Source organism: Schumannella luteola, assembly GCF_013408685.1.
Lineage (GTDB): Bacteria > Actinomycetota > Actinomycetes > Actinomycetales > Microbacteriaceae > Schumannella > Schumannella luteola.
Map to the genome: position 1 here is coordinate 2,650,013 of NZ_JACBZY010000001.1, position 26,379 is coordinate 2,676,391.

Genomic DNA, 26,379 nt, shown 5'->3' on the forward strand with positions numbered 1-26,379 from the left:
CCGTGTTCATCTCCGAGTTGTGTTCCGTTCACCCGAGTGGAAAGGTCATTCGCGGTGGACGTCACTCTCATGGTCGCGCTGGTCATCGCACTGGCTCTCGTCTTCGACTTCACGAACGGATTCCACGACACCGCGAACGCGATGGCGACGCCCATCGCGACCGGCGCTCTGAAGCCGAAAGTCGCCGTCGCTCTGGCCGCCGTGCTCAACCTCGTCGGCGCCTTCCTCTCGACCGAGGTGGCGAAGACGATCTCCGGCGGGCTGATCCGCGAGGGCGAGGGCGGCATCCAGATCGGGCCCGAGCTCGTGTTCGCCGGCCTGATCGGCGCGATCGTCTGGAACCTCATCACCTGGCTGCTCGGTCTGCCCTCCTCGTCGAGCCACGCCCTGTTCGGCGGCCTCATCGGCGCGGCGATCGTCGGCGTCGGATTCCAGGCGATCGACGGCGGCGTCCTGCTCTCGAAGATCGTCATCCCCGCGATCCTCGCGCCGGTGCTCGCCGGCTTCGTCGCCTTCCTCGCGACCAAGATCGCCTACGCGATCGTCGCCAAGCGCGCCCGCGACGGCTTCAAGCGCGGTCAGATCTTCACCGCCGGCCTCGTCTCGCTCGCCCACGGCACGAACGATGCGCAGAAGACGATGGGCGTGATCACCCTGGCGCTCATCGCCGCGGGCCAGCAGGAGGTCGGCTCCGGCCCCCAGCTCTGGGTCGTGATCGTCTGCGCGCTCGCGATCGCGCTCGGCACCTACAGCGGTGGCTGGCGCATCATCCGCACCCTCGGCAAGGGCATCACCGAGGTCGAGCCCGCGCAGGGCTTCGCGGCCGAGGCCTCGACGACGGCGACGATCCTCGCCTCGAGCCACCTCGGCTTCGCTCTCTCGACCACGCAGGTCGCCTCGGGCGGCGTCATCGGCGTCGGCATCGGCCGCAAGGGAGCCTCGGTCAAATGGGGCACCGCCGGGCGCATCGCCCTCGGCTGGCTCATCACGATCCCCGCCGCCGGCGCGGTCGGCGCCTTCATGGCCCTGGTCGAGAAGCTCGGCTTCTGGGGCATCGTCGCGGATGCCGCGTTCGCCCTGGCCGCGATCCTGGCGATCTTCATCTACTCGCGCCGCGAGTCGGTCGACAGCCGCGCGCTCGACACGGTCGAGCCCGGCGACATCGTGCGGCCGAAGCGCAAGAAGCGCAAGAGCAAGGGCGGATCGGGGGCGACGGCATGATCGACTGGGCGGCCTTCTTCATCGTCGCAGCGGCGGCGCTCGTCGCGGCGAGCGCGATCGTCACGCTGTTCTCGCTCGCGCTGCGCTTCGGCGACGGCGGGGCGACGGGCTCCTGGCAACGCCGCGTCTCGGTCGGCCTCTACGTGCTCTGCGCGCTCGTCGTGCTCTTCGGCATCTACCTGATCGTCCCCGCACTGCACGGGGGATGACGCGCGCCGCCGGCGCTGAATAGGCTGTTCTCGTGCTTCAAGGAGTGATCCGATGACGGATTCCGTGCCCGCCGCCCGATCGACCGACGCCGGTTCCCCGCCGCTCTCCGAAGAGCAGCGCATCGTCGGCGACGAGAACTTCGAGACCACCGGTCCCGAGCGCGCGGCCGAGGAGCTCGCGGCCGCCGCCGAGACCCGCACCGAGTCGGATTCGCTGGGATCGCTGCCCATCCCCGCCGACAGCTACTGGGGCATCCACACCGCCCGGGCGCTCGTGAACTTCCCGATCACCCGTCGCGCGATCAGCAACTACCCCGACCTGGTGCGCGCGCTCGCCCGGGTCAAGCAGGCCGCTGCGCGCGCCAACCGCGAGCTCGGCGCACTCGAGGCGCACAAGGCCGACGCGATCGAGTGGGCCTGCCAGCGCATCCTCGAGGGTGAGCACCACGACCAGTTCGTGGTCGGCGCGATCCAGGGCGGCGCCGGCACGAGCACCAACATGAACTGCAACGAGGTCATCGCGAACGTGGCCCTCGAGCACCTCGGCCGCCCGCGTGGCGACTATGCGACGCTGCACCCGATCGACGACGTCAACCGCAGCCAGTCGACCAACGACACCTACCCGACGGCGATCAAGCTCGCGATGATCTTCGGCCTGCAGCGTCTGCTCGCCGAGCACCGACTGCTCGCCGAGTCGTTCGCCGCGAAGGGCCGCGAGTTCGAGCACGTGCTGAAGGTCGGGCGCACGCAGCTGCAGGACGCGGTGCCGATGACGCTCGGCCAGGAGTTCGGCGGCTTCGCCCACACCCTCGCCGAAGACCACGAGCGCCTCGGCGAGGTCATCCCGTGGCTCGCCGAGATGAACCTGGGCGCGACCGCGATCGGCACGGGCATCACGGCCGATCCGCGCTATGCCGCGGCCGTGCGCGACCAGCTGGTCGAGCTGACCGGGCTGCCGTTCCAGACCGCCGCCGACCTCATCGAGGCGACGAGCGACGCCGGCGTGTTCATGACGCTCTCCGGGGTGCTCAAGCGCTCGGCGGTGAAGCTCTCGAAGATCTGCAACGACCTCCGGCTCATCTCCTCGGGCCCGCAGGCGGGACTCGGCGAGATCAACCTGCCCCCGCGTCAGGCCGGATCGTCGATCATGCCCGGCAAGGTCAACCCGGTCATCCCCGAGGTGGTGAACCAGGTGGCCTTCTCGGTCATCGGCGCGGATGCGACCGTCACCGCGGCGGCAGAGGGCGGCCAGCTGCAGCTCAACGCCTTCGAGCCGGTCATCGCGCACAGCATCCTGCAGTCGCTGGCGTGGATGACCAACGCGTGCCGCACGCTGCGCGTGAACTGCATCGACGGCATCACGGCGAACACCGACCGGCTCGAGCGCCAGGTGGAGACGAACGTCGGCGTCGTGACGGCGCTCACCCCGTACATCGGCTACGCGGCCTCGGCAGCCCTCGCGCACACCGCGCTGACCACGCAGTCGTCGATCGCCGATCTGGTGGTGGATGCGGGGCTCATGGAGCGCGAGGAGGTGCAGCGGGTGCTGTCGCCGGAACGCCTCTCGGGCATCGCGCCGATCACCGGCGTCGTCGATCTCGCGGCGATCCAGCACGCGCAGCAGGCCGCGAAGGATCGTGCCGCGGGCGCGCCGCGCACGGAGGCCGACCTCACCTGAGCCGAGTCGCGGGTTCCGGAGCGGGTCGGTCGACGAGGTGACCGTCGGCGACCGCTGCGATTCCGGAGCGTCCGCTCTCAGTCCACGGCCGGATCGCCGGTCTCGTCGTGCACCTCGGCGGCGCCCTTGTCGGGGCGCAGCCCGCGCCAGCTCGCCTGACGCAGCCGCGCCTCGCCGGTCAGCCCGGCGTACTCCACCTCGGCGACGAGCGACGGGGTGACCCAGTGCGCGTCGGCCGCGTCGGCCTCGGGCACGTCGTCGAGCGGGGAGGTCACCCGGGCGAGCGCGTCGAGGCGGTGACGCATCCGCTCGAGGTCGCGCTCGCGGAAGCCGGTGCCGACGCGGCCGACGTAGCGCAGTCGGCCGCCGTCGGGCACGCCGAGCAGCAGCGAGCCGATGGAGTCGGCACGACGGCCGTTGCCGGGGCGCCAGCCGCCGATCACGACCTCCTGCGTGCGCAGGTGCTTGAGCTTGAGCCAGTCGGCGCTGCGGCGTCCGGACCGGTAGCGGCCGTCGATGCGCTTCGCCATGACGCCTTCGAGCCCCAGGCGCCGACTCACCTCGAGGGCGTGCTCGAGATCGTCGCCCGCGAGCGGAGGCACCTGGATGCGCTCCGACGAGGTGGTGACCAGCGCCTCGAGCGCCGCGCGGCGCTCCTGCCAGGTGCGCTCGACAGTCGCCTTGCCGTCGATCTCGAGCACGTCGAAGAGGAACACGCTGACCGCGACCCGACGCCGTGCCTTCTCGACGTCGCGCTCCTTCGTCAGCCCGAGCCGCTGCTGCAGCCGCGCGAAGCTCGGCCGGCCCGCGGAGTCGAGCGCCACGATCTCGCCGTCGAGCACGGCCGATCCGGGCACGCCGGCGGCGAGCTCCTGCAGCTCGGGGAACGTCGCAGTCAGGTCCAGTCCGTTGCGCGAGCGCAGCTCGACCCGATCGTCGGCGATCCGCGCGAGCGCGCGCACGCCGTCCCACTTCATCTCGTAGCGCCATTTCGCCGGATCCCGGTCGCGGATGTCGGCGGGTGCGCCCGCCGTCGCGAGCATGGGCGCGAGTGTCGTGTCGCGCGGCGTGGCGGACGAGGCGCGACCGGGCCGACGCGCGGGCGGATGAGACGCCGCCGTCGTCACCGAAGCAGCCTGACCGGATGCCGACTCGGCGTCCCCCTGCTCTTTCATCCGGTGCAGCAGCCACTGGTCGGCGTCAGTGTGGATGAGGGCGTACCGCCCGCTGAGCCGCTCGCCGCGCAGGTCGACGATGACCTCCTCGCCCTCGCGCCACTTCTCGAGCTCGTAGCGGCCGTGATCCCAGATCTGCACCGAGCCGGCGCCGTACTCGCCCTTCGGGATCTCGCCCGCGAACCCCGCGTAATCGAGCGGGTGGTCCTCGGTCTGAACGGCCAGTCGGTTCTGACCGGAGTCGTCGGGCACGCCCTTCGGCACGGCCCAGCTGACCAGCACGCCGCGGTGCTCGAGCCGGAAGTCCCAGTGCAGTCGGGTCGCGTGGTGCTCCTGCACGACGAAGATCGGCGCGTCGTCCTCGCCCCGACGCGCGCGGTGCGCCTCGTCGCCGAAGGGCTCCGGGGTGCCGCCGGCGCGCCGCTTCGCGCGGTACTCGCCGAGCCGCCGCTCGACGTGCCCGGCCTCGAGCTGCGCCATCGGGTCGGCGCGCCGGGCGATCCGCTCCCGCGCCTGCGGGAGCTCGAGTTGGGCCAGCGACGCCATCCCGAGCTCCCGCCAGGTGCGCGGCACCGCGACGGTCGGCCGCGGGCGTCCGCGCAGCGACCAGGGCACGATCGTCGTCTTGCTGCCGTTGTTCTGGCTCCAGTCGACCAGCACCTTGCCCGTGCGCTTCGCCTTGCGCATCTCGCTGACGACGAGCTCGGGGTGGTCGGCTTCGAGGGCTCGTGCCAGCTCGTGCGCGAAGGCGCTCATCTGCTCGCTCGAGCGCGACTCGTCGAGCCCGGCATAGAGGTGGATGCCCTTGCTGCCGCTCGTGACCGGGATCGGATCGAGCCCGACGTCGCGCAGGATCGCGCGGGCGAGCTTGGCGACCTCGACGCACTCCGGCAGACCGGCGCCCTCGCCGGGGTCGAGGTCGAGCACGAGCCGGTCCGGATCGTGGCGTCCGCCCCGCGGGCCGAAGCGCCATTGCGGCACGTGCAGCTCGAGTGTCGCGAGCTGAGCGAGCCAGACGAGGGTCGCCCGGTCGTCGACGAGCGGATAGACGTTGTCGTGATCGGCATGGGCGATGACGCGGGTGCGCACCCAGCTCGGGGTGCCCGCGCCGAGGTCCTTCTGGAAGAACATCGCGCCGGGATCCTGCGCGGTGCCGACGCCGTGCACCCAGCGCTTGCGTGTCGCCGCTCGCCCGGCCGCGAGCGGCACCAGGCGCGAGGCGACGGCCGCGTAGTAGTCGATCACGTCGCCCTTGGTCGTCCCGGTGGCGGGGTACATGACCTTGTCGAGGTTGGTCAGGGTGAGACGTCGCCCGTCGACGTCGACCTGCGTGCCCTTCTCGGCCATGAGCTGAACGTAGGGCCGCACCTCTGGGCTGATCGGCCGTTCTGCGGAACAATGCAGAAATGAGGGCGATCTGGAAGGGCTCGCTGAGCTTCGGGCTGGTCAACGTGCCGGTCAAGCTCTTCTCGGCCACGGAAGACCACGACGTGCCGCTGCACCAGGTGCACGACGACGACGGCGGACGCATCCGCTACCAGCGCAAGTGCGAGATCTGCGGCGAGGTCGTGCCGTTCGAGCACATCGACAAGGCCTACGACGACGGCGATCAGACCGTCGTGCTGACGAAGGCCGATCTGGCCTCGCTGCCGGCCGAGCGCAGTCGCGACATCGACGTCGTCGAGTTCGTCCCCTCAGAGCAGGTGGATGCGATCCGCCTCGACCGCAGCTACTACCTGGCGCCCGACTCCAGCTCCATGAAGGCCTACGCGCTGCTGCGGCGCACGCTCGAGGAGACCGAGCGCACCGCGATCGTGCGCATCTCGCTGCGCCAGCGCACCCGCCTGGCCGCCCTGCGCGTGCACGACGAGGTGCTGCTGCTGCAGACGCTGCTCTGGGACGACGAGGTGCGCGACGCCGAGTTCCCCGGGCTGGACGAGCATCCGCGCGTCTCGGAGAACGAGCTCAAGATGGCGCAGCAGCTGGTCGAGAGCTTCTCGAAGGACTTCGAGCCGGAGAAGTTCGACGATGAGTACCAGGTGCAACTGCGGCAGCTGGTCGAGGCGAAGCTCGAGCAGGGCGACACGCTCGACACCGACGAGACCTTCGGTCGCGAGAGCGACAGCGGCGGGGGAGAGGTGCTCGACCTGATGGAGGCGCTGCGGCAGAGCGTCGAGCGGCGTCGCGCCGGCGGGGCGAAGAAGGCTCCCGCCCGGAAGGCCCCCGCGAAGAAGAAGACGCCGACGACGAAGAGCACGGACGCGGCTTCCGCGCCGAAGAAGCGCGCCTCGGCGGCGTCGCGGTCTTCGTCGTCCGAGGAGCGGGCGCCGGCGGCGTCCACTCCGAAGAAGCGATCCTCGGGCGGGAGCGGTTCGCGGAAGGCGGCGTCGTGACGGGAGGACGCGGTGTCAGGAGTTCCGGAGCGCGCGGATGAGCTCCGACTTGCGTTGGCCCGAGTATCCGGTCAGACCGATCTCCTTCGCGCGCGTGCGCAGCTCGGCCACCGTCCAGTCGTCGTAGCTGCCCGCTTCACCGCCCTTCCGCCCGACCGCGCTCTTCCCGCGCGCCGCGGCGGCGTTCGAGATGCGCGCCGCCTTCTGCTTGCCGGCGCCGTCGTCGCGCAGCTCCTCGTACATCTCCGGATTCTTCAGACTCGGATTCGTCTTCCCTGGCATGCGGGCACGCTACGACGCTGCGGCGAGGGTTCCGCGAGGCTCTCAGCGCGCTCGCACACGGCATCCGCGCGGCGCGAACGATATAGCAGCCCGCGCCACCTCAGGTCCAGCCCCGAAGTACGATTCGGCGGGAATGGGAGAATGACGACCGACCGCCGGTGACCCGCGCGGGAGAGCATGAGGAGATCGATGGGCAAGCTTCTGTACGGCGCGGTGAAGACCGAGATCGCCTTCGACGATCGGGTTCTCGCTCACCTGCAGGCCGTGATCTCGAGCAAGCTGCGCCGGGGCGAGAGCTTCTTCCTCAACTGGAAGGACGACCCCTCGGTCGGCGACGGCCACTCCGCGATCTGGATCGGCGCCGGCATCCCGCTCTACTTCAAGTACTACGGCGGTCGGCCGATCGACCTCAACCGTCAGTGGCTCGAGCAGCTCACCCTCTCGGCCGGCAGCAACGGCGGCCTCCAGCTCGGTGACGAGCCGGTCAGTCTGACGACGTCGACGCCCCGGAACGACTGAGCGACTCGCGCATCCGCCGCCCCTCGGCGACGTCCTGGTCGTGCTGGCGGGCCAGCTGCAGCATCCGGTCGGTGCGCTTGACCGGCAGCCGGATGTGATCCTCGGCCTCGACGCCCTCGTCGAGCTGCTGCAGCCGGATCAGCTCGACATCGAGCTGCGCGCCGAGCACCAGCGCGGTGCTGCTGAGGTAGGCCCAGAGCACCCCGGCGAGCAGGATGCCGAGGCGTCCGTAGAGCTGGCCGTACGCCCCGATGAGGTGCAGGTAGAGCGCGAATCCCGCCGTGACGGCCGACCACGCGGTCAAGGTCAGCAGCGATCCGATGCTCAGGCGACGCAGCCCGCTCACGCGCACATTCGGCGCGTGCCGCTGCAGCAGCGCGAGCAGGGCCACGAGCAGCACCAGCAGCAGGGGCCAGCGCACGATCGCCCACGCTGTCGCGGTCACCGGACTCAGCGGTCCGCCCACGAGCTCGCCGATCGTGTCCGGTCCGATGAGCAGGATGCCGAGTGCGGCCCCGCCGAGCACGATCGCCGCGGCGGCGACCACGAGCATCCAGCCGCGGAAGAACCAGAACGGCCGACCCTCCTGCACCCCGCAGATCGTGTTCACGGCGCGGCCGTAGGCGGTGCACCAGCCGGAGGCTGTCCACAGCGTGAGAGCGATCCCGATCAGCACCGCGACGCCGGGCGAGCGCAGGCTCAGCAGCTCGCCGATCGCGTCACGCACCGTGTCCGTCTCGCCGGCGGGCACGAAGGGACCGATCACGGCCACGAGCTCGCTCGCCGCATCCGCCGACGAATCCCGGAGCGCGAAGGCGGCGACCGTGAGCAGCACGGCGGGGAAGGCGGTGAGCACAGCGAAGAAGGTGAGCGCCGCCGCAGCGTCGTAGCCGCGCCCGCGCAGGTAGCCGCGCCAGGTGCGCCGCAGCGCGTAGACCGCGCGACCGCGACGGCTCACCGGGGCGGATTCGGGCATGGGGCGAGGCTAGCGGCGGGCCTGAGCCGCGCGTCCCTAGACTCGGTCGACGGCCAGGCGCGATCCCGCCGCCGGCCGCCGCACCACCGGAGGACAGGCGTGACGCAGCCCACCATCGACATCATCCGCGACGAGCTCGCCGAGCTGGGCGACGCCCTCGTGCTCGACCCGGCCGCCCTCGACGCGCTGCGCGCCGACAAGTCGGGGCACGTCTCCGCCGCGGCTCCGCTGGCGCTCGTCGAGGCCCGCACGATCGAGCACGTGCAGACCGCACTGCGCTTCGCCAGCCGGCACGGCATCCCCGTCGTCCCGCGCGGTGCGGGCACCGGCCTGGCGGGCGGCGCGGTCGGCGATGCGGGGGAGCTCGTCATCTCGACCCGGCTCATGGACCGCATCCTCGAGATCTCGGCGGATGACGAGCTCGCGGTCGTCGAGCCCGGCATCATCAACGCCGACCTCAACGCCCGGCTCGCCCAGCAGGGGCTCTGGTGGGCGCCGGACCCCGCCAGCAAGGCGATCTCGACGGTGGGCGGCAACATCGCGACGAATGCCGGCGGACTGCTCTGCGTCAAGTACGGCGTCACGCGCGAGGCGGTGCTCGCCCTCAAGGTCGTGCTCGCCGACGGACGTCTCATCTCGACCGGTCACCGCACCGTCAAGGGCGTGACCGGGCTCGACCTCACCGCGCTGTTCATCGGCTCGGAGGGGCTGCTCGGCATCGTCGTCGAGGCCACGCTCAGACTGCGCCGCGTGCCCGCAGGCGATCCGGTCACGATCGGCGCGAGCTTCGCCGACGTCGCTGACGCGGCTCGGGCGGCGAGCGTCATCGCGACCTCCTCGGTGCGTCCCGCGGTCATGGAGCTGCTGGATGCGCGCGCGCTCGAGATGCTGCGCACCTGGTTCGCGTCCCAGGGCGAAGCGGTCGACCTGCCCGGCGGCGCCTACCTGCTGGTGCAGACCGACGGCGCGGATGCCGCTCGCGAGGCGCAGGAGCTGCTGCCGATCATCGCCTCCCTCGGCGGCGAGGCCCAGCTCGCGCCCGACGCAGAGGCAGGGGAGCGCCTGCTGCGCATCCGCCGCTCCTTCCACCCCGCGCTCGAGTCGCACGGCACGGTGCTCATCGAAGACGTCGCGGTGCCTCGCAGCGCGCTCCCGGCTATGTTCGCCGAGATCGACCGCATCTCGGCCGAGCACGGCATCCCGATCCCCACCGTCGCGCACGCCGGCGACGGCAACCTGCACCCCAACTTCGTGCTGCCCACGAGGGCGACGGGCTCGGCGCTCGATGTGCCGGAGGAGGTCTGGGATGCGGCGAGCGAGCTCTTCCGCGCGGCTCTGCGCCTCGGGGGCACGCTCACCGGCGAGCACGGCGTCGGGCTGCTGAAGAAGCGCTGGCTCGGCGACGAGATCGGCGACACGCAGCTCGAGTTGCAGCGCGGCATCAAGGCGGTCTTCGACCCGCAGAGGCTGCTCAACCCCGGCAAGGTGCTCTGACCGCGCAGCGGACGCTCGCTGTTCGGATCGCTCTCAGGAAACACCCGGGCACCACCGTCCCCTCGCCCGGAATACCACGCCAGGGTCGTGAGTTGCAGGCCTTGGAAGGGAGCGACCCGCTACATGATCACCTCGGATTCCCTGCGTCAGGCGCCGCGAGAGCTGCGACCCCTGCACGTGCCCCGTCCCTCGACCGGACAGCTGCGACTGCGCCCCAGTCTTCGCGGCAACGGCTTCGTCGTCGGATCGGTGGAGGCCAACGGCCCCGACACCGTCGGCTTCGCCAACCGCGACCGCGTCGCCTGGCGCGACGACTCGACGGAGCTGCCCGACCTCCTGCTCAAGAGTCAGGACGACGTGCTCGGCGTCCCCTCGTGGATCACCGATCAGCAGGTCGTCGACTACCTCGGCCCGGGTCTCGTCGCCCGGGCGCTCATGCGCTCGAGCCACCCCGTCGGCCGCGGCGACGACGTCCGCGTCATCTCGACCGACGCGCGCGTCTCGGCCATGGCGACCGCCTGGGCCCGTCATCTCGGCGCTCACATCGTCGAGCAGGGCCCCGCGCTCGTGCTCGAGCACAGCACCCGCGGCCGTGTCTTCCCGCAGGCGCACGGTCGCCTCGCACAGGCCGCCGTCGACGTGTTCCAGGCCATCCGCGCCGGCATGTTCGACGACATCGACGCAGATCAGCCGCGAGCCGTCACCGCCGCGTGACGCACTGTGGCGGGACGTCGCGCTGCGGCGTGGCGCCCCGCCTAGGCTGGTCGGCATGACGTTCCTGCCGATCCCGGCCGACGCCGAGCTGACCGCCGCCGCCCGAGTCGCGGCGCTGCGCCGACTGCCCGACGGCGCGACGGCGACGCCGTCGGAGCGGGCACTGCTCGGTCATCTGCCGAGCTTCGACGCCTATACCCAGTGGTACGCGCTGCGCGACGAGCTCGTGCCCTACATCGGCGAGCGCGCCCTCGCTCTCTTCGGCTACGCCATCACCGACGCGCTCGACAGCCTGCACGGCACCGCCTGGTTCCGGCGTCAGCTCGTCGAGGGCGGAGGGGATCCCGACTCCGCCGAGGTCACCGAGACCGAGCGCGTGCTGCTCGACTGGGGTCGCCGGATCGGAGCCGACGCGAACGGCATCCCCGACGAGGTCGCCGACCTGATCCAGGCGAAGTTCTCGCCCGGTCTGCGGCTGATGCTCGTCGCCTTCGCGGGACAGACCGTCGCCGCCGCGGTCTTCGCCGCGGTCGGGCGGGTCCCGCTCGCGGAGCCGCTGCTCGAGTTCCGCCGCCCGGGCGACCTGCGCACCAGCTGACCGCCCGCCGTCGGAGCGCGGTCGCGTCGACCGGAGCCGTTCGGTCGGCGGACGCGTCGCGCCGTCTCGACCGGTGAGAACGGCAGGAACGCGACGAACGGCGGCGCCGGCGCGCGCGTCACCGGCACGCCGAGTCGGCATACTCACCCTGTGACCTCGCCCGAGACGCGCCGCCCGCGCCGACTCCACCCCGCCTGGCTCGTCGCCGGCGCGGGGCTCCTCGCCCTCGTCGGCGCCGCCGGCTTCCGTTCGGCGCCGAGCGCGCTCATGGTGCCGATCGAGCAGGATCTCGGCTGGTCGCGCACCGACATCTCCGTGGCCGTCGGCATCAACATCCTGCTGTTCGGGCTGACCGCGCCCTTCGCGGCGGCGCTCATGGAACGCTTCGGGCTGCGTCGCGTCGTCGCGGTGGCGCTGCTGCTCATCTCGGCGGGAGCGGCGCTCAGCACGCTGTCGACGGCGCCGTGGATGCTCGTCGCCACCTGGGGCGTGCTGATCGGCGTGGGCACGGGGTCGATGGCGCTAGTCTTCGCCGCGCTGATCGCCGACCGCTGGTTCCTGCGCCGTCGCGGGCTCATCACGGGCGTGCTGACCGCGGGCAGCGCCGCGGGCCAGCTGGTGTTCCTGCCGATCGTCGCGCGGCTCGCGGTCGAGAGCGACTGGCGCGTCGCCTCGCTCGTGATCGCCGTCATCGCGCTCGTCGTGATGCCCTTCGCGGTGCTCGGTCTGCGCAACTCCCCGGCCGAGCTCGGCATGACCCCGTACGGCTCGCCCGCCGACGCGCTCCCGGCCCTCCCGCCGAAGAGCGCCGTCGCGCCGGCGCGACGCGCGCTGCAGGTGCTCGCCCGAGCGGCCCGCGTGCGCACCTTCTGGGCTCTCGTGGCCGGCTTCGCGATCTGCGGCGCGACGACGAACGGGCTGATCGGCACGCACTTCATCCCGGGGGCGCACGACGCGGGGATGTCGGAGACGACCGCCGCCGGGCTGCTCGCACTGGTCGGCGTGTTCGACGTCGTCGGCACGATCGCCTCGGGCTGGCTCACCGACCGGATCAATCCGCGCATCCTGCTCGCCGTCTACTACGCCGGACGCGGACTCGCGCTGCTGATGCTGCCCTACCTGCTCGCGTCGACCGTGCAGCCGCCGGTGCTGATGTTCGTGGTCGTCTACGGCCTCGACTGGGTCGCGACCGTGCCGCCCACGGCGGCGCTGTGCCGAGAGCTGTTCGGCGCCGACGGACCCGTCGTCTACGGCTGGGTCTTCGCCGCGCACCAGATCGGCGCCTCGATCGCCGCGATCGTCGCGGGGGTGATCCGCGAGTCGAGCGGCACCTACACGGCGGCGTGGTTCGGCGCCGCCGGCCTGTGCGTCGTGGCCGCCGTGATCAGTGCGGGGATCGCGCGGCGGACGACCACGGTCGCCGCGAACTGAGCACCCCGCCCACCCCGGCGGAGCCGGAACGGATGGGGAGACGTGTCCACGGCGATCGGCCCGGGCCGCCGGATACAGTGTCGGCATGAGCGACCCGCGGACGCCGGATCAGCAGCCCGATCAGCAGAACGGCACCCCGCCTCAGACCGCCGCGCCCACCGGCCCGCCGCCCCAGCGGGGCAACCCGCAGCCGCAGTACGGGCAGCAGCCGGCTCAGCCGCAGTACGGCCAGCAGGTCCAGCCTCAGTACGGCCAGCCTCAGTACGGCCAGCAGGTCCAGCCTCAGTACGGCCAGCCTCAATACGGCCAGCCGGCTCAGCCGCAGTACGCCCCGCCGCGCGACTACCGCCAGCAGCCCGGACTGACCGACGCTGAGCTGCCCGATGCGCGCTACTCCCGTCAGCCCTCCTACGACGCGGCGCACTTCACGCCCGGCTACGAGGTCGCGCTCGAGCCGCAGGAGGCGGAGCCGACGCTCGTGCGCACCCAGGGCGTGACCGTCTCGGCCCTCGCCACGGCGCCCGCCGACATCCGCGCCGAGACGATGCAGCACGCGGCTCCGGTCTTCGCCGCCCCGCCGCCCCAGCCGCACACCGGTCGTCGGGTCGCGCTGATCATCGGCATCGTCGTGGCCGGACTGGCCCTGCTCCTCGCCCTCGTCTACACGCTCATCGCACTCGGCGTCGCCTCGATCTTCGCCGCCGTGCTGGCGCTCATCCCGCTCACGGTCGTGCTGCTCGCGATCCGCTGGGTCGACCGCTGGGAGCCCGAGCCGCTCGGAATCAAGATCTTCGCCTTCCTCTGGGGCGCGGGCGTCGCCGTCGTGACCGCCCTCGTCGTCGGCGTGGGGGTGGATGTGGCGCTCTACATCTCCGGGTCGAACCCGGGCTCGGGCGATGCCCAGTTCCTGGGCGCGGTCGTGCAGGCGCCGATCGTCGAGGAAGGCGCGAAGGGTCTCGGCATCCTGCTGATCTTCCTCATCGGCCGCAAGTACTTCGACGGCCCCGTCGACGGCATCGTCTACGGTGCGACGATCGCCGCCGGGTTCGCCTTCACCGAGAACATCCTCTACTTCGGCCAGCAGATGCTGAGCTCGGGCCTGTTCTCGGGCGAGGTCGTGACGATCTTCTTCCTGCGTGGAGTGCTCGCGCCGTTCGCGCACGTCATGTTCACGTCGATGACGGGACTCGCGCTGGGGCTCGCCGCCAGCCGCTTCAAGCACTGGGCTCCGTCGGTGGGCTTCTACTTCGTCGGCCTGCTGGGTGCGATGCTGCTGCACGGCATCTGGAACGCCGCGGCGTCGCTCGTTCCCGGCGGCATCCCCGGCTACCTGCTCTACTACTGCGTCGTCGAGGTGCCGCTCTTCATCGGACTGCTGGTCATCGTCTTCTGGCTGCGGCGTCGCGAGTCGCGGCAGACGCTCGCGCGCCTCGCCGAGTATGCGGCCGCCGGGTGGATCAACCGCGATGAGGTCGTCGCGCTCGGCAGCCCGGCCGGGCGACGGCAGGCGCGGGCCTGGGCGGCGTCCCGAGGGCAGAAGGCGCTCATGGGGCGGTACATCCGCGACGCCACGATGCTGGCGGCGGCCCGTCAGCGCGTGATCCGCGACACGGGACGAGCCGAGGCGCAGTCGGACGAGCTGGTGCTGCTCGGCAAGGTCACGGCCTCGCGACGGGCACTGCTCGGCGTCGGCGGCTGAGCCGGAGCGCCGGTCGAATCACCGAGTCCGCCCGTTAAAGACTCATCGCCCAGTGGCGGGTCAGTGACTCCGACGCTTCTGGGCGATGAGCTGATCTGAGTCCAGGGTGCACCCGGCCGGTCCCGAGGTCAATACCCCCGTTGCCGAGCGATCGGAAGCGGAGTTCAGCCCCGCGTGCAGTGACCCGCGGTGACCGCCGTCGTGAGTCCCGGCGCCTGCGCCGCCACCGGAGCGAGCGAGGCGTCGGTGGAGGCGTAGCCGAGCTGATCGTCGGTCGCGCTCTCGGCGAAGACGACGCCGGCGACACGGCCGTCGGTCGTGAGCAACGGGCCGCCGCTGTTGCCGGGCTCGACGACGGCGGCGAGCGTGTAGATCTCACGCGGGTTCCGGGAGTCGTTGTAGATGTCCGCGACGAGCTCGGTCGACCGGGCCAGCACCTGCGCGCCGCCCGAGGTGTAGGGGCCGCCGTAGGGGTAGCCGTCGACAGCGCCCTGAGCACCGACATCGAGCGGGTCGGAGAGCTTGAGCGGAGTCGCCGCGAGGCCGCTCGTCGCGAGCACAGCCAGGTCCGCCTTCGGGTCGAAGTAGACCACCTTCGCCGTGACGACCTGGCCCGCGCGGGTGTCGACGACGGGCTCGGCGACTCCGGCGACCACGTGCGCGTTCGTGACGATGCGGTCGCGGGCGACCACGAATCCCGACCCCGACTGGTTCTGGCCGCAGGCGTAGGCCGTGCCGTTGATCCGCACGACCGACGCGGAGGCGCGACCGAGGGCATCCGTGCCCTGCAGGGTCGGCGCGCCGGGTGAGGAGTCGACCCCGCCGAGCGCCTCGGTGATGCGCGGGAGCCCGCTGTCGAGCACGGCGGCGCGGATGCGCGAGAGTCCCTGCTGAACCGGGTCCGGCGTGAGCTGGTCGATGCCGCGCAGCACCACTGAGCCCGCAGCCGCTTGCGAGAGCAGGGGAGAGCCGAGGGCGCTGAGGCTGCTGATCACGAGCGAGCTCGCGAGCGCGGCGATCACGACGCCCATCACCCCGCCCAGGAGGCGGCTCGGCCAGGCGACGCGTCGATCCTCCGCATCCCGGCCGCGCAGCGCGCGAGCGAGTCCGACGCCGAGACCCTGGCCGGCGAGGATGAGCACCAGCGCGAGGCCGATCGCGGCGGTCAGCCGCCAGCCCGGCTCGGGGATCAGCGGCACGATGAGGGGGATCGCGAAGAACGCGCCCGCCGCACCCGCGACGACGCCGAGCAGCCCGCCGAGGGTGCGCAGGATGCCGGTGCGCCAGCCGACGACGAAGTAGACGAGCAGGACGAGCACGAGCAGCACGTCGAGCAGGCGGGCGAGAAGCATGGGCACTCCGGGTCGGGACGATCGGGGTCGATTCTGCCCTGTCGGGATGCCCGGGAGGTGCGCGTGCGCCGCATCCCGAGCACCCGTTCGGGGGATTCTGCGCGAGGAGTCGCCGGGCTACCGTCGAACCGGAAACGTTCTGGGGGGAACGATGACAGTGACTTGGGCGCACACGGGGCGCACTCTGCGGGGCCGCGCCCCGTCGTATCGCGTCGTGCGGCAGTGCCTCGAGCACCAGGCCGAGGTGCGGGTTCGCGGCCGAGTCGATCGCGCACTGGGCGCCGATCCGCTCGACGCCGGCACCCGCCGCTGGTTCCGGGCCGCGCAGGGGGAGCGCCGACTGGATGCCGTGCTCGCCGGTCTCGGCGCGCCGTGGACGGTGCTCAACAGCATCCCCGTCGGGCGTTCCGGTCAGGTCGACCATCTGCTCATCGGCCCGGCCGGGGTCTTCACCGTCGTCGCCCGCGCGGCAGCTCGCCGTCCGCTCACGAGCGAGGGCTTCGAGCTCGCCGGCGCCGAGGCGGATGCTCTGCGCTCGGCGATCGCGGAGCGACTCGACGCCGAGAGCCGCCTCTCGGTCGCGATGGGCTCCGAGGTCGAGGTGCGCTCCTTCGTCGTCGCGGTGGGCGCCGGACGGGTGAGCGGCCACGCCGACGGAGTCTCCTTCGTGACGCCGGCCGAACTCGAGCGAGTGCTCGCCCGGGCGCCGCGCCGCCTCGACGCCCAGACCGTGACGCTGCTCCGTGCCGTCGCCGAGCAGCCGCGCACCTGGCGCGAGCAGCCGGTCGAGGCGATCGACGACGCCGACATCGACGTCGAGCAGCGCTTCCGCAGCCTCGAACTCGACGTGCTCGTGGCTCGGCGGCTCCGCCTGCTCTGGACCGTTCTCGGCAGCGCGGCGGGCCTCGCGGCGATGCTGGGCGCCATCGCAGTCGCCGCACCCGAGGTGCTGACGCGGCTCAGCGGCGCGCTCGGACTCTGACGCGCTCGTCGGACGGTGTCACGGCAGCCGCCGACTCCTGCTAATCTTGCGAGGTTGCCGTCACGACGGCCGCGGATCGAGAGAGCGCACGCACCCCGCGTCGCGCACCGCGCAACGAGAGAAGGGATCCCTCTATGGCACTGGATGCAGACACCAAGAAGGCGATCATCGACGAGTACGCCACCCAGCCCGGTGACACCGGATCCCCGGAGGTGCAGATCGCGCTGCTGAGCAAGCGCATCAAGGACCTCACGGAGCACCTGAAGGAGCACAAGCACGACCACCACTCGCGTCGTGGCCTGCTCCTCCTGGTCGGACAGCGTCGCCGCCTGCTCGGCTACCTGCAGGACATCGACATCGAGCGCTACCGCTCGCTGATCGAGCGTCTCGGCCTTCGTCGCTGAGTTCGCCTCAGCACTGATTCGACCCAGCACGGAAGCGGGCCGTCACCTTCGGGTGGCGGCCCGCTTCTGCGTTCCCGGCGAGTCGCCGCCGGGGCCGGAGGCGGCCGAATCGACCGCCTCCGGCGCTCTCAGTTGCGCAGGAAGCGCACGAGCCCGGCGACGCCCTGCACACCGCCGAAGATGATCGCGCCCCAGGTCACGACGTAGCTGCCGCCCGGCGCCGCGAAGAAGAAGGTGCCTGCGGTGATCACGATGCCGACGAGCATGATGCCGAATCCGACGAGCATCGTGCGCAGTCCGGCCTTCCGCGCCGCCGACATCCCCGCGGCCGGCGCGCCGAACGCGGAGGCGTTCTGCTGGCCCTGGTGCGCCGCCGACCAGGCGTAGGGCGCGGCGCCGGGCTGGGGCTGCGCGTACTGGGTCTGGCCGTACTGGTGCTGCCCGTACTGAGCCTGGTCGTACGGCGCCTGCGCGTACGGGGCCTGGCTGTACTGGGGCTGCTGCCCGTACTGCGGCTGAGCCGCTCCGGCTTGCGGGATCGGATCGGCGTTGCCCGGCTGCGGGAAGAACTGCTGCGGCGGGGCGATGCCCGGCTGCGGCGCGGGAACGGGCGGGACGGACTGATCGGTCATGGGGACTCCCTGCTGAGGTACGCGAGGATTCTTCCCTGCTCGTTGCAGTCACTGCACGTCCCCATCCGAGTGACGCACCGCGTCTACGCTCGGAGCATGAGCACTGCCGATCGCGCCGTCCGCTTCCACCGCCTGGCCGGCGTCGACTCACTGCAGCTCGACGCGGTCGAGGCCACGGAGCCCGGGCCGGGACAGATCCGCGTGCGCGTCGTGACCGCGGGCCTCAACCCGGTCGACTGGAAGATCCTGAGCGGATCGAGCTCGCGCTACTCGCCGACGCTGCCCTCGGTGAACGGCAACGACTTCGCCGGCGTGATCGACCGCGTGGGCGCCGGCGTCACCGAGCGAGCCGTGGGGGATCGCGTCTTCGGCGGCGCGCGGTTCCACGCGCAGGCCGACCACCTGGTCGTCGCTGCGGATGCGGTGGTGGCGATCCCCGACGAGGTGCCTTTCGCTGTCGCCGGCGTGCTCGACATCGCGGGACGCACGGCGTGGGCGAGCGTCGCCTCCTTCGGCCTCGGCCCGCAGGACACGGTGTTCATCAGCGGCGCGGCCGGCGGCGTCGGCGTGTTCAGCTCGCAGCTCGCGCGACGCACCGGTGCGCGCGTGATCGGCAGCTGCGGAGCCGACAACGACGAGCTGCTCCGCGGTCTCGGCGTCGAGCCGGTGCGCTACGGCGACGGCCTCGAGCAGCGCCTGCGCGACCTGGCCCCCGACGGCATCACGGCCGTGCTCGATCAGGCCGGGCACGGCACGATCGAGCTGGCTCTCGCCCTCGGCGTCGCGGCCCACCGGATCAACACGATCACCGATCCGAGCGCGGTCGAGCGCCTCGGCGTCACGAACATCGGCGGTCACTCGCTGACTCCGGGCCTGCCGGAGCTGGGCGAGCTGGCGGCCCTGGTCGCCGGCGGCCAGGTGCGGGTGCCGATCGACGCCGAGTTCCCTCTGGAGCAGTTCGCCGCGGCATACGCGCACCTGCGCGGCGGCCATCTCTCGGGCAAGGTGCTGCTGCGGCTGATCGACGACGCGGCGATCGCCCAGGAGGCGACGACGTGGTGAGCTGGCCCTGGAGTCGTGATCCGGTGGGCGACCCGACGCTCCTCGCCGCCGACCGCGGCAGCGGCTCGCTCGACGACTACGACTACGACCTGGTGCCGCGCAAGGCGGGGGTGCGCATCCGCCTCGCCGCGGCCGATCCGAATGCCGCGGAGATCGCGACGGTCGTGCAGCTCGCCCGCGACGAGGGCGTCGAGCTCGAGACGATCGTCGCCGCGCGCACGATCGAGCAGGAGCGGGTGGACGCGCCGATCGAGGTTCGGCTGTTCCTCGGGCGCCGCGTGAGCGGCGTCGTCGGGGTCGTGCCGCGCGGTCTCGAGAGCGTCGTCGATCAGACGCTGCGCCGGCTCGAGGATCGCGGCGACAAGGCGCGCATCCCCGTCGAGATCGTGAAGACCCGGCGCGGCCTGCGGGTCGAGCTGCTCATGGGCGCGACCCGCTGAGTCCGGCAGCACCCGAGGGCACGGCGACCACGGCGTGCCCGGCTTCACGAGTCGAGGCGGGGGAGCGCCGGTGCGGGGACTACTCCGCCGCGGGAGCCGAGCCGGCGGCCGACTCCTGCTGCGCGATCTGCGCGCGGATGCCGTCCATGTCGAGCGCGCGGATCTGCGTGATCAGCTCGTCGAGCGCGGGGCGGGGAAGCGCGCCGGCCTGCTTGAACACGCCGATGCCGTCGCGGAAGGCCATGAGCGTCGGGATCGCCTGGATCTCGGCGGCGCCGGCGAGACCGCGCTGATCTTCGGTGTCGACCTTGCCGAAGACGATGTCGGCATTGTCGCCGCTCGCCGAGTCGTAGATCGGCGCGAACGCCTTGCACGGGCCGCACCAGTCGGCCCAGAAGTCCACGAGGACGATGCCGCCCTCGAGGATCGTCGATTCGAAGTCCTGCTCGGTCAGATCCACCGTGGCCATGGGTCTCAGCCTAGGCGGGCCACGACGCCCGCGCTGGCGGGCGCGTACGACCGCAGGATGATCTGCGGCCGCCGTCCGAGGGATATCCGGCCTCACGCGACGGGGCGGTCGTGCGTCTGGCCTACCGTGGAGACGTGTTCCGTCCGCTCACCCGCACCCAGCTCACGGTCGATATCGCCGTGCCCGCGGGCATCGTGGTCGTGTTCATCTGGCCGGCGCTGCTGATCAGCAGCACGATGCCGGCCGAGCCGCTGGCGCTCATCGGCTTCGCTGTCGCGCTCGTCTTCCGCCGGCTCGCTCCGGGCCTGGCGCTCGGCATCACCTGGGTCGTGGCGATCCTCGAGATGCTCGCGCGCATCCCGAGCCCCGGACCCTCGAACCTGCTGATCCTCGGTGTGCTCTTCGCGACAGCCGCGCACGGCACGCGTCTCGTGCGCTGGCTGGGGTTCGCCTCGTCGTTCCTCGGCGCCTTCTGCGTCGCCTTCTACATCCAGATCGTGCCGATGCTGTCGGAGGGCCTGCCCGGGCCTGGTGACGCGGCCCGCTTCCTGCTCGTCGGCGGATTCCTCTTCGGCGCCGCCCTCGCGGGCTTCCTGCTGTCGTGGACGGCCGGTCTGCTCATGACGATCGGCCTCCGCGCCCGCGTGAGCCGCGCGCAGGCCGCCGCCGCGTCCTACGAGGTCATCGCCGAGCAGGAGCGCACCCGCATCGCCCGCGACATGCACGATGTCGTCGCGCACTCGCTCGCTGTCGTGATCGCCCAGGCCGACGGCGCGCGCTACCTGCGCAAGACCGACCCCGAGGCGGTGGATGAGGCGCTCACCACGATCGCCTCGACCTCGCGTGAGGCCCTGGCCGATGTGCGCGTGCTGCTCGCGCAGCTGCGCCACAAGCAGGGCGACGCCCCGCAGCCGGCGATCGCCGACCTCGAGCGCCTCTACGAGCAGATGCGCGCCTCCGGTCTGGCGATCGAGGTCGGCGGGTCCGGCGTCGCGCTGCCGTTCCCCACGCCCACGCAGCTCGCGATCTACCGGATCGTGCAGGAGTCGCTCACGAACGCGCTGCGCCACGGCGACGCGGGAGAGCCCGTGCAGCTGCGCTTCGACTGGGCCCCCGGCGGTCTGCACCTCTCGATCGCGAGCGCACTGCGCCCCAACGCGGTGCCGAACGCGCACCCCGGCCACGGGCTCGCCGGCATGACCGAGCGCGCCAACCTCGTCGGCGGCACGCTCGGCGCCGGCAGCGAGGGCGCCCGCTTCGTCGTGCGCACCTGGCTCCCCGCCGAGGTCGCCACGGCGGCGCAGCAGCCCGCGCTCGGCGTCGGGCCGCGCGCGACCCCCACGACCATCGACCCGGCGCCCTCGGCGCCGGCCACCGCCGACGAGAGGCACCCCGCTCCGTGACCGACCGCATCCGCGTCGCCCTGGTCGACGACCAGGCCCTGTTCCGCACCGGCATCCGCATGCTCGTGAGCTCGCAGCCCGACCTCGAGTTCGTCGGCGAGGCCGGTGACGGCGTCGAGGGCATCTCGCTCGCCGCCTCGGCGAAGCCCGACGTCATCCTCATGGACATCCGCATGCCGGTGCTCGACGGAATCGACGCGACGGCGCGCATCGTGCAGGCGCGCACGGCCGGGGCCGAGAGCCCCCGCATCCTCGTGCTCACGACCTTCGACCTCGACGAAGCCGCGGCCCGCGCGATCCGCGCCGGGGCGAGCGGCTTCGTGCTGAAGGACGCCGACCCGGAGTTCCTGCTCGCCGCGATCCGCACCGTGCACGCCGGCACCTCCGTGATCGCCGCCTCGGCCACGAAGGAGCTGTTCCAGCAGTTCGGCTCCCGCAGCTCGGCCACCGCACCGCCGCCCGAGTTCGGCGAGCTGACGCAGCGCGAGCGCGAGATCTTCCTCCTGGCGGCCGCGGGGCGCAGCAACAGCGAGATCGCGGCGCAGGAGTACGTGAGCGAGGCGACCGTGAAGACGCACATCAGCCGCATCCTCGCCAAGCTCGGGTTGCGCGACCGCGTGCAGCTCGTCGTCTACGCCTACGAGAACCGGCTCACCGACTGACCTGACCGCGCAGGTGCTCGACGCCGCGCAGTGCCGTCGTGCGGAATCGTGCGTCGCGGGACGTCGTGGGCGACCGGCATGCGACGCGGGTCGGAGCGGCGGATCATCCCGGCGGATGACACCGCACCTCCCGCAGCGGGACGACCGGCAGGATGCCGCTCCGTAGCGTCGGAGACATGGAGATCACGACCACCGACATGGGCCTCGTCGCCCGGGTGCAGAACCTGACCAAGAGCTACGGCCGCGCCGCCGGCGAGGTGACCGCGCTGCGGGACGTGACCCTCGGCATCCGCCGCGGCGAGTTCACCGCGATCATGGGCCCGAGCGGCTCGGGCAAGTCGACGCTCATGCACATCATGGCCGGCCTCGACTCGCCGACCGGCGGCCGCGTCTGGCTCGGCGACGCCGAGATCGGCGGGATGGGCGACACCCAGCTCACCCTGCTGCGGCGCCGCCGCGTCGGCTTCGTCTTCCAGTCGTTCAACCTGGTTCCGACGCTCGACGTCGCCGGCAACATCCTGCTTCCCTTCGAACTCGACGGGCGACGCCCCGACCAGCAGGAGAAGGCGTGGATCGACCAGCTGATCGCCGCGCTCGGCCTCGGCCCGCGCCTGCGGCACCGCCCGCACGAGCTCTCGGGGGGGCAGCAGCAGCGCGTCGCCATCGCCCGCGCCCTCGCCACCCGGCCCGAGCTCGTCTTCGCCGACGAGCCGACCGGCAACCTCGACTCGCGCACCGGCCGTGAGGTGCTGTCGCTGCTGTCGACCGCGAGTCGCGACTACGGCCAGTCGATCGCGATGGTCACCCACGACCCGGTCGCGGCCAGCTACGCCGACCGCATCCTGTTCCTCGCCGACGGGGTCGTCGTCGACGACCGGCCGCGGCAGAGCGCCGAGGAGATCTCGCGCACCATGCTCGCCATGGAGAGTGCCGCGTGAGCGGCGCACGCGGAGGCGTCGCCCTGCGCGGCCACGCCTCGAGCATCACCGTCGCGACGCTGAGCGCCGCCTTCGGCGTCGCGCTGCTGCAGGTGACCGGCTTCCTCGGCGCGCTCGTCAAGGCCGACCCGGCCGCGGGACGCAGTGCGACGACCCTGCCGCTCATGCTCTCGATCCTCGCGCTCGTCTTCATCGCGATCTCGATCTACGTGGGCGCGATCGTCACCGCCAACACCTTCGCGACGATCGTCGCCGGCCGGGCGCGCACGATCGCGCTGCTGCGGCTCATCGGCGACAGCGCGCAGGCGCAGCGACGAGGGATCGCGCGCGAGGGCGTCGGGGTCGGCGTGCTGGGCGCGCTGCTCGGCGCGGTCATCGGCACCGGATTCGCGGTCGCGCTCGACCGGCTCGCCGTCGTCACCGACACGATCCCCGACACCGGGTACGGCCTCGGCTGGCTGAACCCGGTGATCGTCATCCCGATGGTCGCCGTGATTCTCACCACCTGGGCCGCCTCGTGGATCGGCTCGCGGCGCGTGCTCGCCGTCACGCCGCTGCAGGCGATCGGGGGAGCGCAGGAGGCCGGGCGCGAGGAGCTCGTGCGCCGCCCCGCGCGCACGGTCATCTCGATCGTGCTGTTCGCGCTCGGCACGCTCGTGCTGCTGCTCGGAGTGGCCGTCGGGCTCGTGTCGCCCTTCGGCGTGCTCATCGGGATCGTCGGCGGCATCCTGTCCTTCAGCGGACTCATCGCCGGCGCGCACCTGATCATGCCGCCCGCGCTGCGCCTGGTCGGGCGGCTCTTCGGCAGCGCGCCGACCGCGCGCCTCGCCTCGGAGAACGCGCTGCGGTACCCCGAGCGCAGCTCCCGCACGACGATCGGCGTCGTCATCGGCGTCACGCTGATCACGATGTTCGGCGTCGCGATCGCGAGCTTCAGCGACATGATCCACGCGGCGCAGGCCGACCAGCCGGAGACCTACGCCGGAACCGACACGATCCTGACGGCCATCCAGGCGGTATTCTCGGTGCTCGTCGGCTTCAGCGCGCTCATCGCGGCGGTCGGCCTCGTCAACAACCTCTCGCTCAGCGTCGTGCAGCGCACCCGCGAGCTCGGCCTGCTGCGGGCGCTCGGCTTCAGCGTGCGGCAGCTGCGCACCATGATCACCGTCGAGAGCGCGCAGCTCACCGGCACGGCGGTGCTCGTCGGCCTCGTGCTGGGCGCCTTCTACGGCTGGTGCGGCGCGCAGTCGCTGCTCGGCAGCATCAACGGCTCGCCCGGGCTCGTGCTCCCCGGTGTGCCGTGGGTGCTGCTCGCGGTGATCGTGGTGGCGGCCGCGCTGCTCACCTGGGTCGCGTCGCTCGCCCCGGCCCGGCGCGCGACCCGTGTCGCCCCGGTCACGGCTCTCGCCGTCGACTGACCCCGGCCACCCGCCCGGCTGCCTGCCGGGCCGCCTGTTCGGCCTCGCGCTCCCCGGGCCGACGCCGCGCGCATCCACCCGGTCCGAGCGCATGTCGGAAACTCAGGCGCCGTGCATCCCGATCCTCGTGATCCGGGTGCGCGGCGCCCGTCTCGTCTCGCGCTGCCTGAGTTTCCGACAGGGCCGCGGGGCGGGCGCCGCGCCGACGGTGCTAGCCTGCTGACGTGCGCTTCGGCCAGCTCCTTCTTAGCTGCCGCGACGAGGTCTCGATCTGACGGCCTCCCTCGTCGCGGAGTCTGTCGACGGCTGTTGACTTCCCCTTCGTCCGGAGAGACCAGCTCGATCATGCAGAACACCCAGAAGCCCAGCCCGATGCCGGTGCACCGCTACCGCTCCTACAGCGAGCAGTTCCGCACCGACCTGCCCGACCGCACCTGGCCAGCCAAGGTCATCGACACCGCGCCGCTCTGGTGCGCGGTCGACCTGCGCGATGGCAACCAGGCGCTCATCGACCCCATGAGCCCCGAGCGCAAGCGCATCATGTTCGACCTGCTCGTGAAGATGGGCTACAAGCAGATCGAGGTCGGCTTCCCGTCGGCCAGCCAGACCGACTTCGACTTCGTGCGCAACCTCATCGACGACGGCGCGATCCCGGATGACGTCACCATCCAGGTGCTCACCCAGGCGCGCGAGCACCTCATCGCCCGCACCTACGAGTCGCTGCGCGGCGCCAAGCAGGCGATCGTGCACCTCTACAACTCGACGAGCATCCTGCAGCGGGATGTCGTCTTCCGCACCGACCAGCAGGGCATCATCGACATCGCCCTCGAGGGCGCGCGCCTCTGCCGCGAGTACGAGAAGACGATCCCCGAGACGACCGTGTACTACGAGTACTCGCCCGAGAGCTACACCGGCACCGAGCTCGAGTTCGCCCGCGACATCTGCAACCAGGTGCTCGAGGTGCTCGAGCCGACGCCCGAGCGCAAGGTCATCATCAACCTGCCCTCGACGGTCGAGATGGCGACGCCGAACGTCTACGCCGACTCGATCGAGTGGATGTCGCGCAACCTGAACCACCGCGAGAACGTCATCCTGAGCCTGCACCCGCACAACGACCGCGGCACCGCGATCGCGGCGGCCGAGCTCGGCTACCAGGCTGGCGCCGACCGCATCGAGGGCTGCCTCTTCGGCAACGGCGAGCGCACCGGCAACGTCGACCTGGTCGCGCTGGGCATCAACCTCTTCACGCAGGGCGTCGACCCGCAGATCGACTTCAGCGACCTCGACGAGATCCGCCGCACGGCCGAGTACTGCAACCAGCTGCGCGTCCCCGAGCGCAGCCCCTGGGCGGGCGACCTGGTCTACACCGCGTTCAGCGGCAGCCACCAGGATGCGATCAAGAAGGGCTTCGAGGCGATGGAGCGCCGCTCGGTCGAGACCGGGACCCCGGTCGCCGACCTCGAGTGGGCCGTTCCCTACCTGCCCGTCGACCCGAAGGATCTGGGTCGCGGCTACGAGGCCGTCGTCCGCGTCAACTCGCAGTCGGGCAAGGGCGGCGTCGCCTACCTGCTCAAGGCCGACCACTCGCTCGACCTGCCGCGTCGCCTGCAGATCGAGTTCAGCCAGGTCGTGCAGTCGAAGACCGACACCGAGGGCGGAGAGGTCACGAGCGACCAGATCTGGACGGTGTTCCAGGACGAGTACCTGCCGGCGGCCGCGGCCGACGACAAGTGGGGCCGCTACGAGATCCTGTCGACCCGCACGGCGAGCGAGATGACCGGCTCGATCGAGCTCGACATCCGCTGGCGCGTGGGGGAGGACGTGAGCCAGACCACGGGCGTCGGCAACGGGCCGATCGCGGCGTTCCTGGGCATCCTCGCCGAGCAGGGTCACGAGGTGCGTCTCTACGACTACGTCGAGCACGCGCTCTCGGCCTCGGGTGACGCGCAGGCGGCCGCCTACGTCGAGCTGCAGGTCGGCGACCAGCGTCTGTGGGGCGTCGGCATCGACGCCGACATCTCGACCGCGTCGCTCAAGGCCGTCGTCTCGGCTGTCAACCGCGCGGTGCGTGTGCGCGACGACGCCCCGGAGCTCGCCGCCGTCTGACCCCTCGAGTTCCCGAGCCGGCGCCCGGCCGCACCATCTCCGCGCCGTCGGAAACTCAGGCAGGCGCCCGCCGAGCGCTCTGTCGGAAACTCAGGCAGTCCGTGCGATTCATCGGTGGCCGG

The 26,379-nt window shown here is 71.8% G+C and carries 25 protein-coding genes; 19 read left to right on the forward strand and 6 right to left on the reverse strand.

From position 1 onward, the window contains the following. The first annotated feature begins 54 nt into the window (after positions 1-54). The 3 genes from BJ979_RS11990 to BJ979_RS12000 are packed head-to-tail and all read left to right on the forward strand — an operon-like array spanning position 55 to position 3,108. Positions 55-1,221 carry an inorganic phosphate transporter gene (locus BJ979_RS11990; protein ID WP_343046687.1) on the forward strand — a complete coding sequence of 389 codons (1,167 nt, stop codon included), beginning with the start codon at positions 55-57 and terminating at the stop codon, positions 1,219-1,221. Then, positions 1,218-1,430 (forward strand): hypothetical protein, encoded by a 213-nt coding sequence (locus BJ979_RS11995; RefSeq protein WP_179568143.1) that lies wholly within the window; start codon positions 1,218-1,220, stop codon positions 1,428-1,430. The genes BJ979_RS11990 and BJ979_RS11995 overlap by 4 nt, the downstream gene beginning before the upstream one ends. A gap of 52 nt (positions 1,431-1,482) precedes the next feature. Next, complete coding sequence (locus tag BJ979_RS12000; protein ID WP_179568144.1) at positions 1,483-3,108, forward strand: aspartate ammonia-lyase; 1,626 nt, start codon at positions 1,483-1,485, stop codon at positions 3,106-3,108. 77 nt (positions 3,109-3,185) lie between these two features. On the opposite strand, the gene BJ979_RS12005 is transcribed toward BJ979_RS12000, so the two are convergent. Beyond that, positions 3,186-5,630, reverse strand: coding sequence for an ATP-dependent DNA ligase (locus tag BJ979_RS12005; RefSeq protein WP_179568145.1), 2,445 nt, complete (start codon positions 5,628-5,630; stop codon positions 3,186-3,188). 59 nt (positions 5,631-5,689) lie between these two features. On the opposite strand from BJ979_RS12005, the gene ku reads away from it, so the two are divergent. Next, positions 5,690-6,676 (forward strand): non-homologous end joining protein Ku, encoded by a 987-nt coding sequence (gene ku, locus BJ979_RS12010; protein ID WP_179568147.1) that lies wholly within the window; start codon positions 5,690-5,692, stop codon positions 6,674-6,676. Positions 6,677-6,691: 15 nt separating this feature from the next. Here the strand turns inward: ku and BJ979_RS12015 are convergent, their stop codons facing one another. Then, the gene (locus BJ979_RS12015; protein ID WP_179568149.1) at positions 6,692-6,958 is read right to left on the reverse strand and encodes a DUF7218 family protein; all 267 of its coding nucleotides are present in this window, start codon (positions 6,956-6,958) and stop codon (positions 6,692-6,694) included. 189 nt (positions 6,959-7,147) lie between these two features. Between BJ979_RS12015 and BJ979_RS12020 the strand changes: the two genes are divergently transcribed. Next, positions 7,148-7,477: a DUF7882 family protein gene (locus BJ979_RS12020; protein WP_179568151.1), complete on the forward strand. Its 330-nt coding sequence runs from the start codon at positions 7,148-7,150 to the stop codon at positions 7,475-7,477. Here BJ979_RS12020 and BJ979_RS12025 read toward each other — a convergent pair. Beyond that, positions 7,443-8,453, reverse strand: coding sequence for a YihY/virulence factor BrkB family protein (locus tag BJ979_RS12025; RefSeq protein ID WP_179568153.1), 1,011 nt, complete (start codon positions 8,451-8,453; stop codon positions 7,443-7,445). The two genes, BJ979_RS12020 and BJ979_RS12025, sit on opposite strands and share 35 nt — an antisense overlap. Positions 8,454-8,567: 114 nt before the next feature. On the opposite strand from BJ979_RS12025, the gene BJ979_RS12030 reads away from it, so the two are divergent. The 5 genes from BJ979_RS12030 to BJ979_RS12050 all read left to right on the forward strand — a co-directional run bounded on the left by BJ979_RS12030 (position 8,568) and on the right by BJ979_RS12050 (position 14,389). Further along, entirely contained in the window at positions 8,568-9,947 is a 1,380-nt protein-coding gene (locus BJ979_RS12030) for an FAD-binding oxidoreductase (protein ID WP_179570301.1), read from the forward strand. 123 nt (positions 9,948-10,070) lie between these two features. Then, a complete protein-coding gene (locus BJ979_RS12035) occupies positions 10,071-10,661 on the forward strand; it encodes an MDR/zinc-dependent alcohol dehydrogenase-like family protein (protein WP_179568155.1) in 591 nt (196 codons plus the stop codon). A 55-nt stretch (positions 10,662-10,716) separates the two neighbouring features. Further along, entirely contained in the window at positions 10,717-11,259 is a 543-nt protein-coding gene (locus BJ979_RS12040) for a hypothetical protein (protein WP_179568157.1), read from the forward strand. Positions 11,260-11,409: 150 nt separating this feature from the next. After that, positions 11,410-12,690, forward strand: a complete 1,281-nt coding sequence (locus BJ979_RS12045; RefSeq protein ID WP_179568159.1) for an MFS transporter — start codon at positions 11,410-11,412, stop codon at positions 12,688-12,690. A gap of 85 nt (positions 12,691-12,775) precedes the next feature. Next, complete coding sequence (locus BJ979_RS12050; RefSeq protein WP_246286774.1) at positions 12,776-14,389, forward strand: PrsW family intramembrane metalloprotease; 1,614 nt, start codon at positions 12,776-12,778, stop codon at positions 14,387-14,389. Between the two features lie 164 nt (positions 14,390-14,553). Here BJ979_RS12050 and BJ979_RS12055 read toward each other — a convergent pair whose 3' ends face one another. Beyond that, on the reverse strand, positions 14,554-15,741 hold the full coding sequence (locus tag BJ979_RS12055) for a MarP family serine protease (protein WP_179568161.1): 1,188 nt from the start codon (positions 15,739-15,741) through the stop codon (positions 14,554-14,556). Positions 15,742-15,892: 151 nt separating this feature from the next. On the opposite strand from BJ979_RS12055, the gene BJ979_RS12060 reads away from it, so the two are divergent. Together BJ979_RS12060 and rpsO are read left to right on the forward strand one after the other, a co-directional pair. Continuing rightward, positions 15,893-16,723, forward strand: a complete 831-nt coding sequence (locus BJ979_RS12060; RefSeq protein WP_179568163.1) for a nuclease-related domain-containing protein — start codon at positions 15,893-15,895, stop codon at positions 16,721-16,723. A gap of 134 nt (positions 16,724-16,857) precedes the next feature. Then, positions 16,858-17,127, forward strand: coding sequence for a 30S ribosomal protein S15 (gene rpsO / locus BJ979_RS12065; RefSeq protein WP_179568165.1), 270 nt, complete (start codon positions 16,858-16,860; stop codon positions 17,125-17,127). 128 nt (positions 17,128-17,255) lie between these two features. Here rpsO and BJ979_RS12070 read toward each other — a convergent pair whose 3' ends face one another. Continuing rightward, positions 17,256-17,759 carry a hypothetical protein gene (locus BJ979_RS12070; protein WP_179568167.1) on the reverse strand — a complete coding sequence of 168 codons (504 nt, stop codon included), beginning with the start codon at positions 17,757-17,759 and terminating at the stop codon, positions 17,256-17,258. Between the two features lie 96 nt (positions 17,760-17,855). Between BJ979_RS12070 and BJ979_RS12075 the strand changes: the two genes are divergently transcribed. Then, complete coding sequence (locus tag BJ979_RS12075) at positions 17,856-18,821, forward strand: NADP-dependent oxidoreductase (RefSeq protein ID WP_179568169.1); 966 nt, start codon at positions 17,856-17,858, stop codon at positions 18,819-18,821. Next, positions 18,815-19,261, forward strand: a complete 447-nt coding sequence (locus BJ979_RS12080) for a hypothetical protein (RefSeq protein WP_179568171.1) — start codon at positions 18,815-18,817, stop codon at positions 19,259-19,261. The genes BJ979_RS12075 and BJ979_RS12080 overlap by 7 nt, the downstream gene beginning before the upstream one ends. A 79-nt stretch (positions 19,262-19,340) precedes the next feature. Here BJ979_RS12080 and BJ979_RS12085 read toward each other — a convergent pair whose 3' ends face one another. Continuing rightward, positions 19,341-19,730 carry a thioredoxin family protein gene (locus tag BJ979_RS12085; RefSeq protein WP_179568173.1) on the reverse strand — a complete coding sequence of 130 codons (390 nt, stop codon included), beginning with the start codon at positions 19,728-19,730 and terminating at the stop codon, positions 19,341-19,343. Between the two features lie 134 nt (positions 19,731-19,864). Between BJ979_RS12085 and BJ979_RS18185 the strand changes: the two genes are divergently transcribed. The 5 genes from BJ979_RS18185 (at position 19,865) to leuA (ending at position 26,257) form a co-directional block, all read left to right on the forward strand. Next, on the forward strand, positions 19,865-21,133 hold the full coding sequence (locus BJ979_RS18185; RefSeq protein ID WP_179568175.1) for a sensor histidine kinase: 1,269 nt from the start codon (positions 19,865-19,867) through the stop codon (positions 21,131-21,133). After that, positions 21,130-21,795 (forward strand): response regulator, encoded by a 666-nt coding sequence (locus BJ979_RS12095; protein WP_179568177.1) that lies wholly within the window; start codon positions 21,130-21,132, stop codon positions 21,793-21,795. Before BJ979_RS18185 ends, BJ979_RS12095 begins: the two co-directional genes overlap by 4 nt. Positions 21,796-21,971: 176 nt before the next feature. Then, positions 21,972-22,733, forward strand: a complete 762-nt coding sequence (locus BJ979_RS12100; RefSeq protein WP_179568179.1) for an ABC transporter ATP-binding protein — start codon at positions 21,972-21,974, stop codon at positions 22,731-22,733. After that, positions 22,730-24,151, forward strand: a complete 1,422-nt coding sequence (locus BJ979_RS12105; protein ID WP_179568181.1) for an ABC transporter permease — start codon at positions 22,730-22,732, stop codon at positions 24,149-24,151. Before BJ979_RS12100 ends, BJ979_RS12105 begins: the two co-directional genes overlap by 4 nt. A gap of 345 nt (positions 24,152-24,496) precedes the next feature. After that, positions 24,497-26,257 (forward strand): 2-isopropylmalate synthase, encoded by a 1,761-nt coding sequence (gene leuA, locus BJ979_RS12110; protein ID WP_179568183.1) that lies wholly within the window; start codon positions 24,497-24,499, stop codon positions 26,255-26,257. The last annotated feature ends 122 nt before the right edge of the window (positions 26,258-26,379 follow it).